Annotated in this window: 13 protein-coding genes and 1 other RNA gene; 10 read left to right on the forward strand and 4 right to left on the reverse strand. The window is 59.1% G+C overall.

Features of this window, described 5'->3' with window-relative positions; all coding sequences use genetic code 11:
- Positions 1–120 precede the first annotated feature (120 nt).
- Positions 121–493: a transfer-messenger RNA gene (gene ssrA / locus FCH38_RS08570) on the reverse strand.
- Between the two features lie 142 nt (positions 494–635).
- Between ssrA and FCH38_RS08575 the strand changes: the two genes are divergently transcribed.
- The 7 genes from FCH38_RS08575 (at position 636) to FCH38_RS08605 (ending at position 7,216) form a co-directional block, all read left to right on the forward strand.
- Positions 636–944, forward strand: a complete 309-nt coding sequence (locus FCH38_RS08575) for a DUF2853 family protein (RefSeq protein WP_153515074.1) — start codon at positions 636–638, stop codon at positions 942–944.
- A gap of 92 nt (positions 945–1,036) precedes the next feature.
- Complete coding sequence (locus tag FCH38_RS08580; protein ID WP_174373490.1) at positions 1,037–1,831, forward strand: thymidylate synthase; 795 nt, start codon at positions 1,037–1,039, stop codon at positions 1,829–1,831.
- Entirely contained in the window at positions 1,828–2,355 is a 528-nt protein-coding gene (locus FCH38_RS08585) for a dihydrofolate reductase (RefSeq protein ID WP_174373491.1), read from the forward strand. Before FCH38_RS08580 ends, FCH38_RS08585 begins: the two co-directional genes overlap by 4 nt.
- 143 nt (positions 2,356–2,498) lie before the next feature.
- On the forward strand, positions 2,499–3,620 hold the full coding sequence (hflK, locus tag FCH38_RS08590) for an FtsH protease activity modulator HflK (protein WP_149900220.1): 1,122 nt from the start codon (positions 2,499–2,501) through the stop codon (positions 3,618–3,620).
- A 1-nt stretch (position 3,621) separates the two neighbouring features.
- On the forward strand, positions 3,622–4,548 hold the full coding sequence (gene hflC, locus FCH38_RS08595) for a protease modulator HflC (protein WP_174373492.1): 927 nt from the start codon (positions 3,622–3,624) through the stop codon (positions 4,546–4,548).
- Positions 4,549–4,832: 284 nt separating this feature from the next.
- The gene (locus FCH38_RS08600) at positions 4,833–6,377 is read left to right on the forward strand and encodes a Do family serine endopeptidase (protein ID WP_174373493.1); all 1,545 of its coding nucleotides are present in this window, start codon (positions 4,833–4,835) and stop codon (positions 6,375–6,377) included.
- A gap of 89 nt (positions 6,378–6,466) precedes the next feature.
- Positions 6,467–7,216, forward strand: a complete 750-nt coding sequence (locus FCH38_RS08605) for an SDR family oxidoreductase (RefSeq protein WP_174373494.1) — start codon at positions 6,467–6,469, stop codon at positions 7,214–7,216.
- Between the two features lie 24 nt (positions 7,217–7,240).
- Here FCH38_RS08605 and FCH38_RS08610 read toward each other — a convergent pair whose 3' ends face one another.
- Positions 7,241–7,813, reverse strand: coding sequence for a GNAT family N-acetyltransferase (locus FCH38_RS08610; protein ID WP_174373495.1), 573 nt, complete (start codon positions 7,811–7,813; stop codon positions 7,241–7,243).
- Complete coding sequence (gene serB, locus FCH38_RS08615; RefSeq protein ID WP_174373496.1) at positions 7,810–8,700, reverse strand: phosphoserine phosphatase SerB; 891 nt, start codon at positions 8,698–8,700, stop codon at positions 7,810–7,812. The genes FCH38_RS08610 and serB overlap by 4 nt, the downstream gene beginning before the upstream one ends.
- Between serB and miaA the strand changes: the two genes are divergently transcribed.
- Positions 8,699–9,595, forward strand: a complete 897-nt coding sequence (gene miaA / locus FCH38_RS08620; protein ID WP_174373497.1) for a tRNA (adenosine(37)-N6)-dimethylallyltransferase MiaA — start codon at positions 8,699–8,701, stop codon at positions 9,593–9,595. The genes serB and miaA overlap by 2 nt on opposite strands.
- 9 nt (positions 9,596–9,604) lie before the next feature.
- On the opposite strand, the gene FCH38_RS08625 is transcribed toward miaA, so the two are convergent.
- Positions 9,605–11,614 (reverse strand): helicase HerA domain-containing protein, encoded by a 2,010-nt coding sequence (locus FCH38_RS08625; RefSeq protein ID WP_174373498.1) that lies wholly within the window; start codon positions 11,612–11,614, stop codon positions 9,605–9,607.
- A gap of 381 nt (positions 11,615–11,995) precedes the next feature.
- Here FCH38_RS08625 and FCH38_RS08630 point away from each other — a divergent pair, with 381 nt between their 5' ends.
- Together FCH38_RS08630 and ilvN are read left to right on the forward strand one after the other, a co-directional pair.
- Entirely contained in the window at positions 11,996–13,789 is a 1,794-nt protein-coding gene (locus FCH38_RS08630; protein ID WP_153515081.1) for an acetolactate synthase 3 large subunit, read from the forward strand.
- Between the two features lie 19 nt (positions 13,790–13,808).
- On the forward strand, positions 13,809–14,381 hold the full coding sequence (gene ilvN / locus FCH38_RS08635; protein WP_003513099.1) for an acetolactate synthase small subunit: 573 nt from the start codon (positions 13,809–13,811) through the stop codon (positions 14,379–14,381).
- The last annotated feature ends 60 nt before the right edge of the window (positions 14,382–14,441 follow it).

The following is a 14,441-nucleotide window of genomic DNA, read 5'->3' on the forward strand; positions in this document are numbered from 1 at the left end:
ACTCGATCCAGACGGCTGCGCTTTGCCCAAGTATACGCAATGTCCTGAACGGCAGCAACGGAAAAGCCGATGCCGTTCGCAAGTCAGCTATCATATAACCAATTCAGGCAAAATGGAGAAGGTGGAGGTTTCTGTTGCCAGGTACCTCCGAACCCCGCCTTACGGGGCTAACCGTAAGGACTTAGAGCGGAATTCCCGCACCGCCATTAGGCAGCGAGAGCGTATTCCTTAGCGTTGTTGTCGTTTGCAACTACACTTGTGACCCGATAACGGCGGTATCATGCCGAGCAAAAGTTCGATCTTTACGCCCTTGTCGATCCTATTTCGCCCCCATCAAAAGCCGGCCTCGTTCTCACAAAGCCCGCCGGTTTTTGGTGGAGGCGCCGGGTACCGCCCCCGGGTCCAATAGGTTTATTACATCGTCCGTTTATCGCCATAGCCGGGTTGCCCCGGCAAAGCTCATATAGGCGTTTCGCCCGGCGGAGAAAAGGGGGGCTATGACAATTCGATGAAAAGGTTTCGTGTTTGACCTTGGCTATTTAGACAATTCTTGACGACGAGAGATTGCTGACACATTCTCCATGCAACCGGTCACCAGAAGCAACGTGGCGCCGGGGACACACGAAGGAGTTGATATGACCGACTATCTCGCAGATGTGAAGAAATACGATGCGGCAGCCGATGAAGCCATCGTTGGCAAAATCGTCAAGCATCTCGGCATTGCGTTGCGCAACCGGGATTCATCGCTGGTGTCCGCTACCGATCCGGAAGAGCTCGCGCGCGTCAAGACAAGCTGGTGCGGCAAAAAGCTCGGCGTGACTGACGATAGCGCCGACAAGGCGATCGACGCCGTCTGCAAGACCATGGCCGCGGACCGCTCCAAGTCGCGCGTCACCTTTTATTATCTGGTGGCCAAGGAACTGGGCAAACTCCAGTCGCTTTGATTTGAGCCGGGGATAAGCCCGCATTAGGTGATTGGTTCTGCCGCCCTGTGCTATTATATTCTCCTGACATCAGGGAATCGGCGGCAGAACGCATGAAACAATATCTCGATCTTCTCCGGCATGTGATGGATACCGGCTCCGACCGCGGAGACCGCACCGGCACCGGCACGCGCTCGGTCTTCGGTTACCAGATGCGTTTCGATCTTTCGCAGGGCTTTCCGGTTCTCACCACCAAGAAGCTGCATCTGCGCTCCATCATCCATGAATTGCTGTGGTTCCTGAAGGGCGACACCAATATCGCCTATCTCAAGGAAAACGGCGTTTCCATCTGGGATGAGTGGGCCGATGAGAATGGCGATCTCGGCCCGGTCTATGGCGCGCAATGGCGCTCGTGGTCGGCCCCGGATGGCCGGCATATCGACCAGATCGCGCTTCTGATCGAGGCGCTGAAAACCAATCCCAATTCCCGCCGCCACATCGTTTCGGCCTGGAACCCGGCGCTGGTGGACGAAATGGCGCTGCCGCCCTGCCACTGCCTGTTCCAGTTCTATGTTTCGGATGGCAAATTGTCCTGCCAGCTTTACCAGCGCTCGGCCGATATTTTCCTCGGCGTGCCCTTCAACATTGCTTCCTATGCGCTGCTGACGCTGATGGTGGCGCAGGTGACCGGTCTGAAACCGGGCGATTTTGTCCATACGCTCGGCGACGCGCATATCTACGCCAACCATTTCGAACAGGCGCGGCTGCAGATGACGCGGACCCCGAAGGCCCTGCCGACGATGCGCCTCAATCCTGACGTGAAAGACCTTTTCGGCTTTAAGTTCGAAGACTTTACGCTGGAAAACTACGAGGCCGATTCAAGCATCAAGGCGCCGATCGCGGTATGAGTGAGCCGCGCGTCACCATCATTGTCGCGGTGTCGGAGAACGGCGTTATCGGCCGTGACCTCGACATGCCGTGGAAACTTTCCACTGACCTCAAGCGCTTCAAGGCGATGACGATGGGCAAGCCGCTCATCATGGGCCGCAAGACGTTTCTGTCGGTCGGCGAGCGTCCCCTGCCGGGCCGGCCGCATATCATCGTCAGCCGTAATGCCGATTACAGGCCGGAGGGCGTTGATGTCGTCTCGTCGCTGGAAGAGGCTTTGAAGCTCGCCAAAGACAAGGCTGCGGAACTTGATGTGGATGAGGTTTTTGTGGCTGGCGGCGGCGAGATTTATCGTCAGGCGATGCCGTTTGCCGATCAACTTTCCGTCACCCATGTGGCGGTAAAGCTCGATGGTGACACTTTTTTTCCGGATATCGATCCCGCCGTCTTTGAAAAAATCGACGAGAACGCCGTTCCCGCAGGGGAAAGGGACAATTATCCGGTTCTGTTCACCACTTATTTGCGAAGAGCCGCGTCAAAGTGAACTATTTACCGCGATTGGGTATTTAGTTACCACCTCTGCGTTGAAACGGACGCTTCTCCTTCTTATAACGGGTCGATATTCCCGCCGCACGCGAGCAATCGCTTTCGAACGGAACCGGGAGAGGCTTTTATAAAGAGGTATTGATGCCCTGGAGCAATCAGAATGGCGGCGGCGGCCCTTGGGGCGGCGGCGGTGGAGGAAACAACCAGGGCGGCGGTGGCGGCCCATGGGGACAGGGGCCTAACCGGCCTCGCGGCGGTGGCGGCGGCAACAATGGCGGCCCGCCCGATCTGGAAGAGATCATCCGGCGCAGTCAGGACCGTTTCAGGAATGTCCTGCCGGGCGGCTTTAATGGCGGCGTGGTTGCGATCCTCGTTCTCGTCGTGCTCGTTTTCCTCGGCATTCAGTCCATCTATACCGTCCAGCCGGACGAGCGCGGCGTGGAGCTGCGTTTCGGACGTCCCAAGGACGAAATCTCGATGCCGGGTCTGCATTTCCATCTGTGGCCGATCGAGACGGTTGAAATCGTCAAGGTCACCGAACAGCAGCAGAATATCGGTTCGCGCGCCTCGTCTTCCTCATCGAGCGGCGTGATGCTGACCGGCGACCAGAACATCGTCAACGTGCAGTTCTCGGTGCTCTATACGGTTTCGGATCCGAAATCCTATCTCTTCAACGTCGACAGCCCGGCGGAAACCCTGCAACAGGTTTCCGAAAGCGCGATGCGTGAAGTCGTCGGTCGTCGTCCGGCACAGGATATTTTCCGCGATAACCGTCAGGCGATTGCGGGCGATGTGCGCGCCATCATCCAGTCCACCATGGACGGTTACGGCGCCGGCATTTCCATCAATGCGGTCGCCATCGAAGATGCGGCACCGCCGCGCGAAGTGGCCGATGCCTTTGATGAAGTGCAGCGTGCGGAACAGGACGAAGATCGCTTCGTTCAGGAAGCCAACCAGTATGCCAACCAGAAGCTGGGTGCGGCACGCGGTCAGGCAGCACAGATCGTCGAAGAGGCGAACGCCTACAAGTCGCGTGTTGTCAACGAGGCCGAGGGTGAGGCGCAGCGCTTCATCTCCATCTACGACCAGTATCGCACGGCACCTGATGTGACCCGTCAGCGCATGTTCCTTGAAACCATGGAACAGGTCCTGAAGGGCTCCAATAAGGTCATCATCGACGAAAAACAGGGCGTGGTGCCTTATCTGCCTCTGAACGAGATCATGCGCGGCAATACAGGCGCAGCACAGCAGGGAGGCAACTGATATGAGCAACCGTCTTACGGCCGTTCTCGTCGGTCTCGCCGTCCTGCTTTTCCTCGGCTATTCGTCGATCTTCGTCGTCAACGAACGCCAGCAGGCAATCGTTGTCCGCTTCGGTCAGATTCAGGACGTGAAAACCGCGCCGGGCCTCTACTTCAAGATGCCCTTCGCCTTCATGGATGCCGACCGGGTGCAATATGTCGAGAATCGGGCCCTTCGCTTCGATCACGACAATATCCGCGTTCAGGTTTCCGGCGGCAAGTTCTATGAAGTAGATGCCTTCGTCGTCTATCGCATCACGGACGCACGCCGGTTCCGCCAGACGGTCTCGGGTGACCAGATGTCGGCGGAATCGCGTCTTCGCACCCGTCTCGACGCATCGCTGCGCCGGGTCTACGGTCTTCGCGGCTTTGAATCGGCGCTTTCGGACGCACGTGCATCGATGATGCAGGAAGTGCGTGACGATCTGCGTCCCGACGCGGAATCGCTCGGTATCAGCATCGTGGATGTCCGCATCCGCCGTACTGACCTGACGCAGGAAGTGTCGCAGCAGACCTTCGAGCGCATGAAGTCGGAACGTCTGGCTGAAGCCGAACTGATCCGCGCCCGCGGTAATGAAGAAGCCCAGCGTCGCCGCGCTATCGCTGACCGTCAGGTTGTCGAATTCGAGTCCGATGCGCGCCGCCAGTCCGAAGTCCTTCGCGGTGAAGGCGATGCGAACCGGAACCGCATCTTCGGTGAAGCGTTCCAGCGCGACCCGAACTTCTTCGAGTTCTATCGCTCCATGGCGGCCTATGCCACGTCGCTGAACGGCACCGGCACGACGCTGGTCCTGTCCCCGGATTCGACCTTCTTCCGTTATTTCAACAATATCGACGGTGCTCCGTCTGCGGCTCCAACTGCCCCTGCAGCGCCCGCGCCGGCGAATTGATAGCGGATAAAATGATATTGGAGGGGCCGGTTTTTACCGGCCCTTTCTTTTTTGGCAAAGCTATCCTCATGCTCGACGGAGCAGGGGCTCGACCACCAATGTTGGTAATTTGAGGACTGGTTTTGGCCGGCCCTTTCTTTTCACTCCGTTTTCGTGCCAATGCTGTAAGCACCGGGCAAGGCGGCATCCGCCTGTTCACGAAAAGGTATTTTTACACTTCATCATTCCGCCTTATGCTTTGTCGATATATGCAAAGCGAGACTATTTGAAACGCGAGGACGCTTATGGCCGTGACCCTTCTTTCGCCTTTTCGCAGCAGCATTGCCGCAGTCGCGGGCATTGCGCTTGTGGCGGGTAGCCTTTCGGCACCGGTTGCGGCATGGGCGCAGAGCCATGGGCCGGAATCGGTGGCCGATCTTGCCGAGCCGCTTCTGGATGCGGTGGTGAATATTTCCACGTCCCAGAACGTCAAGACCGAGGGCAAGGGGCCTGTTCCGCCAAAGCTGCCGGAGGGGTCGCCCTTCCAGGAATTCTTCAAGGATTATTTCGACAGCCAGAAGCCGGAGGGTGGTGAAAAGGTCAACTCGCTGGGTTCCGGCTTTGTCATTGATCCCGCCGGTTATGTCGTCACCAATAATCACGTCATCGAGGGTGCTGATGCCATCGAGGTGATTTTCCCGAATGGCTCGAAGCTGAAGGCAACGCTTGTTGGCACCGATACCAAGACCGACCTTTCGGTTTTGAAGGTAGAGCCGAAAACGCCGCTGAAGGCCGTCAAGTTCGGCGATTCGCGCAGCATGCGCATCGGCGACTGGGTGATGGCGGTCGGCAATCCCTTCGGACTTGGCGGGTCGCTGACGGTCGGCGTCATTTCCGCGCGCGGCCGCAACATCAATGCCGGCCCCTACGACAATTTCATCCAGACCGATGCGGCGATCAACAAGGGCAATTCCGGTGGTCCGCTCTTCAACATGAAGGGCGAGGTGATCGGCATCAACACCGCGATCATTTCGCCGAGCGGCGGTTCGATCGGCATCGGTTTTGCCGTTCCGACGGAACTGGCGCAGAATATCGTGCAGCAGCTGATCGAATTCGGCGAAACCCGTCGCGGCTGGCTCGGCGTTCGCGTCCAGCCTGTTACCGACGATGTGGCCGCGAGCCTTGGTATGGACAGCGCCAAGGGTGCTCTGATCTCCGGCGTCGCCAAGGGCGGGCCGGTGGAGAACGGCCCAATCCAGGCTGGCGATGTCGTGCTGAAATTCGACGGCAAGGACATTCATGAAATGCGCGACCTTCTGCGGATCGTGGCGGAAAGCCCGGTTGGCAAGGAAGTTGATGTGGTGATCCTGCGCGACGGCAGGCAAGAGACCGTCAAGGTCAAGCTCGGGCAATTGCAGGATACGACCGACGAAAAGGCCGCGACCGAAGACCCGCAGGCCGAGGATGGCGATGGCGGCGTGGTTGCGCCTGAAGATGATGGCGGCACCGACGATCAGGCGCAGGACCAGACGCCGGAAGTGCGTGAAGCGCCGCAGAGCGTGCTTGGCATGAATCTGGTCGTCCTCAGCAATGAACTGCGCACGGAAAAGGGCATTGCCGAAAGCGTCGAAGGTGTGCTGGTTGCAAGCGTCGATCCGGGTTCGCCCGCCGAACAGAAGGGCATGAAACCGGGCGATATCATCGTCGAAGTCGGCCAGGACTTCATGGAAGTTCCCGGTGACGTGCTGGTGCGGATCAACGGCCTGAAATCCGAAGGCCGCAAGAATGCGCATATGATGGTTGCCGATGCGCAGGGCAATCTGCGCGTGGTGGCGCTGGCGCTGGAATAGAGCGCTTTCCACCCGGTTCGGCAGGAATCGGGTGGTTGTGATCCCGGCCTCTCTCTAATCCTTGGTCTCCATCAACGGAGGCCAAGGATATGAAATTACTCGAAAACAAGGTTGCCATCATCACCGGCGCGTCATCCGGCATCGGCCGGGCGACGGCGAGGCTGTTTGCCGCTGAAGGGGCAGCCGTCGTCATCAATGCGCGGGGTTCGGCGGCGCTGGAAGAGGTTGCCGCTGAGATTCGCGAGATCGGCGGCCGGGTCCATGCCGTTGTCGGCGACGCCAATCTTGAGGAAACTCATACCCGACTGGCGAATGCGGCCGTGAGCGTTTTCGGCGGTCTCGATATCGCCGTCAATAATGCGGGCGCGGTTGGAGCCATGAAGCCGATGGCGGAGATTTCCGCCGAGGAATGGGATCATGTCCTCACAGCCAATCTCACTTCCGCATATCTCGGTGCGCGTCACCAGATTCCGTTGATGCTTAAGCGGGGCGGTGGCTCGATCATCTTTATCTCCAGCTTCGTCGGCACCAGTGTCGGCATCCCGGGCATGGCGGCCTATGGCACGTCGAAGGCGGCGCTGATGGGGCTGGTGAAAGGCATTACCGCCGATTATGCCGTGCAGGGCATTCGCGCCAATGGGCTGCTTCCCGGCGGGGTAGACACGCCCATGGCCGGAGATGCGGCCCAGAAGGAATGGGCTGCGGGCCTGCATGCGATGAAACGCATCGCGGAGCCGGAAGAACTGGCGCAGGCAGCACTTTTCCTCGCCAGCCCGATGTCGAGTTTCGTCGCCGGATCGGCCCTGTTTGCGGATGGCGGCAATGCGGCGGTGAAGTAAGGTTCGAGACCGGCGGGGAGGGCGTTATTGCGCTTGCCGTTCCCGCCATTCCGTCAGCGTCAGCGCATAGGTCACATGCGGACGCAGATGCGGATGGGTGTCATCAGGCACGCGCGGATGGTCGAAATCGCGTGACGGGTCACGTTTCAGGCCGATGCGCTCCATCACACGCGTCGAACGCTCATTGTTATGGACAGCGAAGGAGACGATCTCAGGCGTTTCCTTTTCATCGAAGGCCATGACGAGCAGCGATTGTGCGGCTTCGGTGACATAACCATGGCCCCAATAACGGGTAGCCAGCCGCCAGCCGATCTCCATGGTGCCGAGCGGGAAAGGGGGATCGAGGTTCATGACGGGCGATATGCCGCAGAAACCCATGACTTCGCCGCTTTCGCGCAGTTCCATGGCGTAAAAGCCGTAACCGCTGCCGCGGATCATACCGTTGATGGTTTCCAGAACCGCATCCGCTTCCGCATGACTGCGGCGGAAGGGGAAAAATTCCATGACCTTTTCGTCGGCGTTGATTTCGCGGAACAGGTCGCGGTCGCTCTCCTTCCACTCGCGCAGAATGAGCCTTGGTGTTTCGCGGATGATCATGGAGTGACAAAATCCGTCTTGCGGTAGCCCTGAATGTAAAGAAGTGCGGTCAGGTCGCCATGGTCGATGCGCATTTGCGCCTCAGCCGCAACGGCAGGCTTGGCGTGCAGGGCAACACCCGCGCCAGCCAGATGCAGCATGCCGAGATCGTTGGCGCCGTCACCAACCGCCATCGCCTCTTCCGGCGAGATGCCAAGCTTTGTGGCAATGTCGTTCAGCGCGTCCACCTTGGCCTGTTTGCCGAGGATCGGTTCGGCAACGGTGCCGTCAAGCTGTCCATTGGCTTCTCCGAGCAAATTGGCGCGGTTCTCATCGAAACCGAGCATGGCCGCGACGGGGCCGGTGAAGACCGTGAAGCCGCCGGAAACGAGGGCGGTGTAATAGCCCTTGGCCTTCATGGTGGCGATCAGTTCCTTGCCGCCTGATGTAAGCGTGATGCGCTTTTCGATGACGTCGTCGATCACCGAGACCGGCAGGCCCTTCAGCAGCGCCACGCGCTCCCTGAGTGCCGGCTCAAAAGCGATCTCGCCATTCATGGCGCGGGCGGTGATGGTGGAGACCTTGTCTTTGAGGCCGACTTCGGCGGCCAGCTCATCGATGCATTCCTGGCCGATCATGGTCGAATCCATATCGGCGATCAGAAGTTTCTTGCGGCGGTTATCTTGTTCCTGAATGACGATATCGATTGGCTGGCCAGTGAGAGCGCCGACAATCACGTTGCGCGCCTCTTTAGCATTGGTGCCGGAAGGCAAAGCAATATCGCAGGCGATACCATCCGCCAGCCAATAAAGACCCGATGCGTTGACGGCCTTCGCGGCCGCTTCGCCGAGGGCCGGCGTCAGAACAGGATTTGACGGATTGGCGATAAGCGTGGCAACGAAAGCCATGATGAAAAACCTTGATGAGAATTTTGATGCGATCCTGATAACCGGCCCGACGGCAAGCGGCAAGTCCGCGCTTGCGCTTCGTCTGGCGCGAGAGCGGAATGGCGTCGTCATCAATGCCGACAGCATGCAGGTTTACGACACGCTACGGGTGCTGACTGCCCGGCCACCGCAAGAAGAAATGCAGGGCGTGCCGCATCTGCTTTACGGCCATGTGCCGGCGAGCAGCCTTTATTCCACGGGGGAATGGCTGCGGGATATTTCCGTTCTGCTTTCGGATCTGCGCAAGCAGGGGCGGTTTCCCGTCATCGTTGGCGGCACGGGGCTTTATTTCAAGGCGCTGACCGGGGGATTGTCGGACATGCCTGCCATCCCCGACGAAATCCGCGACAGGCTGCGCGGCCGGCTGATTGAAGAGGGGGCAGCGATTCTCCACACGGAATTGTCGCGACGCGATCCTGCGATGGCGGAGGGTCTGCAGCCGGGAGACGGCCAGCGTATTGTTCGAGCGCTGGAGGTAATGGAGGCGACCGGAAAATCGATCCGGGATTACCAGAAGGCCAGCGGCCCGGTGATCGTTAATCCCGACCGGGCGCAGAAATTCGTCGTTTTGCCTGAGAGGCCGGTGCTGCATGACCGCATCAACCGGCGGTTCGAGGCCATGATGGAAAGTAGTGCGGTGGAGGAGGTCGAGGCGCTTCTGGCTCTCAAGCTCGCGCCCGATGCGACGGTGATGAAGGCGATCGGCGTTTCTCAGATCGCTGATATGCTGGCCGGACGCATCAGCGAGGCGGAGGTGATCGAAAAATCGGCTGCTGCGACCCGCCAATATGCCAAACGGCAGATGACCTGGTTCCGCAACCAGATGGCGGAGGACTGGACGCGCATCCAGCCCTGAAGGCTGGCGTCAGTCCTTGCGATAGAGACTGCCGAGCGGCTTTTTCAAGAGGCTTTCGCGCAGCGACGGGCGTGTATCGGCCGGCGTGGGACCACTTTGCGTCTGCATCTGGAAACCGGCTCGGCGCAAGTCGTTGACGGCGCCAGAGGCGCTGTCCATCCTCTCCGGGTTTTGTGGCTGTGGCGATGTGCGTCCGGGCAGCATGTCCGGGCGGTAAGGCTCATAGCCCTCCGTTGCGGGCGTTCCCAATTCTCGCTTCCAGCGATCAATATCGTCCGCTTCTCCGGGTGCCACCAGCGATTCCGGCAGATCGGAAAAGGCCGCTTCAACGCTTTGCTGGAAGCCGGTGATGACTGGCCTCGCTGTGGCCCGCATGCGGGTGACGATGCTGTTGAGGTCGACGGTGTCGGGTGTTTCGTGGGGCGCGTGGCTCACCGTACCGCTCGCCTTCGGTAATTTGATTGTCGGCACACGGTCGAAGCGCATGCGCATCGGCACGCCTACCGCTTCACCGAAGGCGATCGCCTCGCCATTGCCGATGGAGGAAAGAAAGCTGGTGGTCGAGGCCGAGGCGTTCGGCACGGCCGACAGAATGATCTTCTGGTCGATCTCGTTTGACAGCCGCATGGCAAAAACGGTCGAGCATTGCGACAGGATGGTCTGATCCAGCTCGCTTGGCCGCTGGCTGATGACGCCGAGTGAAATGCCGTATTTGCGGCCCTCCTTGGCGATCTGGGCGATGGATTGCCGGGTCGGGAAAAAGCCGCGCTCGGGATCGGCCGGGACATAACGGTGGGCTTCTTCGCAGACGACAAGCATATGCAGCGAGCCGCGTGCCAGAACCGCTAGTTCGAACGACATGCGGCAGAGAACGGAGACCACCGAGTTCACCACTTCGGAGGGAATACCCGACAGCTGGAACACTGAAATCGGCTTGCCTTCCCCCGGAATACGGAAGATATGCGCCACCGTTTCCAGAATGGTGTCGCTGATCGTATTGCTGGAGAACATGAAATTATAGCGCGGGTCGTTGATGGCCGAGAGGATGCGGCCTTTCAGGGAGCGGAGCGCCGGCTTTTCGCCGCGTCCTTCCAGCCGCCCGATACGCTCGTCGATGGAAGCCAGAAGATCAGCCATGCGGTAGGGCACCGGCGAATCCGGTGTGATCGCGCTCTTGTCGGAGGTGCGGCGGACGGCGGAACCATCCGTTCCGCGAAATACCTTTTTCGCCTCGGGTATGACTTCACGCAGGACATCCATCTCTTCCGGCACGGGCTTGCGACCACGGAAAACCACTTCCGCGAATTCCTCAAGGCGCATCAGCCAGAAGGGAAGGTCGAGCGTATCGGTATCGATGACGACCGAATGATCGGGAAAGGCGGCTGCGAATTCATTGTGCGGATCGAGAATGAGGACGCGCAGTTTCGGGTCCGTTTCGATCGCCTTGTTCAAGAGCAGGGAAACCGCAGTGGTCTTGCCGACCCCGGTCGAACCGACGACGGCGAAATGTTTCGAAAGCATCTGCGGAATATTGATGGCCGCGCCGATCGTATCATCCTGCGTCAGCTTGCCAATGACGCAGCTGTCACGTTTGCCGCTGTCGTAAATCTTGGCAAGGTCGGCGGTGCGGATGCGATGCGCGACTGCGCCGAGATAGGGGTAACGGGAAATGCCGGTGGAAAACCGTTCGCTGCCGTCTTCGGTGCGGTAAATTTCGCCCACCAGTTCCACGTCGATCAGCAACCTGTTCGACTTCTCCGACGACCAGTATTCTTCGCCGGTGCGCATGGAAAAGACCAGCGCCGTAACACGGCTCGTGCCCATTTCGATGGAGATCAGGCGCCCGACAGACCAGAGCTGGGCGACATCGGTTGAGCCCATCTCTGTTTCGGCGGCGATGGTCGCATGGGCGCCATTGCAGGCGATGACGCGGCCAAGCATGCGGTTTGCCGGTTGCTGGCCGGATCGCCGTTCGTTGTCGTCCATGGGGGACGCTTTATGAAACTCGTCGTTATTCACGTCTTATCCCGGTACATGCGGATGATCGCGGTGGTTCGGGCAGTATCTGCGCTTTCGATCATAAAAGATTATATTTAACAACAGGTGTATCAATTGGGTTCGAAAATTTCGTCAACGGTACTTTTTGGGTAATAAAAGAAGTGGCTGCCGATTTTTTCCGCAATATGCGTTGACGGCTTATGGTTTTGTGGCTAACACTCCGGCCCATGAAAAATCTTAACGTACTTATCGTGGTGGGACGGCGCATGGGCAGGATGGTGTAACCATCCGGCGAAAGCACCCATGCGCTGAACGAGGCTCCTCTAGGGGCCTTTTTTTATGTCTTCAAACAGGCCTTCGGGCTCCTCGATATCCAAAGCCAATGCGGGATGGAAACAGGCAATGACGGATAAGGACAATACGGAAAACAGCAATCGCATGACAGGTGCGGAGATCGTGCTCAAAGCGCTGAAGGACAATGGCGTCGAGCACATCTTCGGTTATCCCGGCGGTGCCGTGCTTCCGATCTATGACGAGATTTTCCAGCAGGAAGACATCCAGCATATTCTCGTTCGCCACGAGCAGGGTGCCGGCCACGCCGCCGAAGGTTATGCCCGCTCCACCGGCAAGGTCGGCGTCATGCTCGTCACGTCAGGTCCCGGCGCCACCAATGCGGTAACGCCGCTGCAGGATGCGCTGATGGATTCCATTCCGCTCGTCTGCCTTTCCGGCCAGGTTCCGACATCGCTGATCGGTTCTGACGCGTTTCAGGAATGCGACACTGTCGGCATCACGCGCCCCTGCACCAAGCACAACTGGCTGGTAAAGGACGTCAACGAGCTGGCTGGCATCATCCATGAGGCCTTCCGCATCGCCCAGACGGGTCGTCCCGGTCCCGTCGTTGTCGATATTCCGAAGGATATCCAGTTCGCCACCGGCACCTACACGCCGCCTTCCGCTGCCGTTCAGCAGAAAAGCTACAAGCCGAAGGTTCAGGGCGACCTCAATGCCATTCACGCTGCCATCGACCTGATGTCCAAGGCGAAAAAGCCGGTTTTCTACACCGGCGGCGGCGTCATCAATTCCGGCCCGGACGCGACCCGGTTGTTGCGCGAACTGGTGGAGCTGACCGGTTTCCCAATCACCTCGACGCTGATGGGTCTCGGCGCTTATCCGGCATCCGGCAAGAACTGGCTCGGCATGCTGGGCATGCACGGTTCTTACGAGGCCAATATGACGATGCATGATTGCGACGTTATGGTCTGCGTCGGCGCGCGTTTCGACGACCGGATTACCGGACGCCTGAATGCGTTTTCGCCGAACTCCAAGAAGATCCATATCGATATCGACCCGTCCTCGATCAACAAGACGGTGCGTGTCGAGGTGCCTGTTATCGGTGATGTCGGCCATGTTCTGGAAGATATGGTTCGCCTGTGGCGCGCTTTGCCGAAGAAGCCGGAAAAAGCCCAGACGGCGGACTGGTGGTCGCAGATCGAGCGTTGGCGCGCCCGCAACTCCTTCGCCTACAAGAATTCCAAAGATGTCATCATGCCGCAATATGCCTTGCAGCGGCTTTATGAGGCATCGAAGGGACGCGAGACCTTCATCACGACAGAAGTCGGCCAGCACCAGATGTGGGCGGCGCAGTTCTTCGGTTTTGAGGAGCCGAACCACTGGATGACGTCGGGCGGTCTCGGCACCATGGGTTACGGCCTGCCGGCGGCGATCGGCGTGCAGGTCGCGCATCCCGAAGCGCTGGTCATCGACATTGCTGGCGATGCCTCGATCCAGATGTGCATTCAGGAAATGTCCTGCGCCATTCAATACGGCCTGCCGGTGAAGGTTTTCATCCTCAACAACCAGTATATGGGCATGGTGCGGCAATGGCAGCAATTGCTGCACGGCAACCGCCTGTCGAACTCCTATACCGAAGCCATGCCTGATTTCGTCAAGCTGGCGGAGGCCTATGGTGGGGTCGGCATGTATTGCGACGATCCGAAGGAGCTGGACGACAAGATCGCCGAGATGATCGCTGTCAACAAGCCGGTTATCTTCGATTGCCGCGTTGCCAATCTTGCCAATTGCTTCCCGATGATTCCGTCTGGTAAAGCCCATAACGAGATGCTGTTGCCGGATGAGGCGACGGATGAAGCTGTTGCCAACGCCATCGATGCCAAGGGCCGTCAGCTAGTCTGAGCCGGGAGAGGAAAAGGACATGAACGCACACCTACAACCCACCGGCTCCGCCTATTTCATTCAGAAGGAAACGGCTGCCGTCGAAAATCACACGCTGTCGGTTCTCGTCAGCAACGAGCCGGGCGTTCTCGCCCGGGTCATCGGCCTGTTTTCCGGCCGGGGCTACAATATCGAAAGCCTGACGGTTTCGGAAACGGAACATGAGGCGCATCTGTCGCGCATCACCATCGTCACGCGTGGCACGCCGATTGTGCTGGAGCAGATCAAGGCGCAGCTGGAGCGTATCGTGCCGGTGCACCGGGTTCTCGATCTCACCGTCCGCGCCCGCGAACTCGGGCAGGAACGGCCAATCGAGCGCGAAGTGGCGCTCATCAAGGTCGCCGGTTCGGGTGAGGCCCGCGCCGAGACGCTTCGCCTCGCCGACGCGTTTCAGGCCAAGGTAGTGGATGCGACTGTCGAGCATTTCATCTTCGAAATCACCGGCAAGTCATCGAAGATCGACCAGTTCGTCGCCATCATCAAGCCGCTCGGCCTGATCGAGATCTGCCGCACGGGGATTGCCGCGATGAACCGCGGTTCGCAGGGGATGTAATCTCCGCACGTCAGGCAAATGCCTCGGAATTATCCAAGCCCGCGCTACGTCGCGGGCTTG

It is taken from the genome of Agrobacterium tumefaciens (assembly GCF_013337285.1).
GTDB classification, from domain to species: Bacteria; Pseudomonadota; Alphaproteobacteria; order Rhizobiales; family Rhizobiaceae; genus Agrobacterium; species Agrobacterium burrii.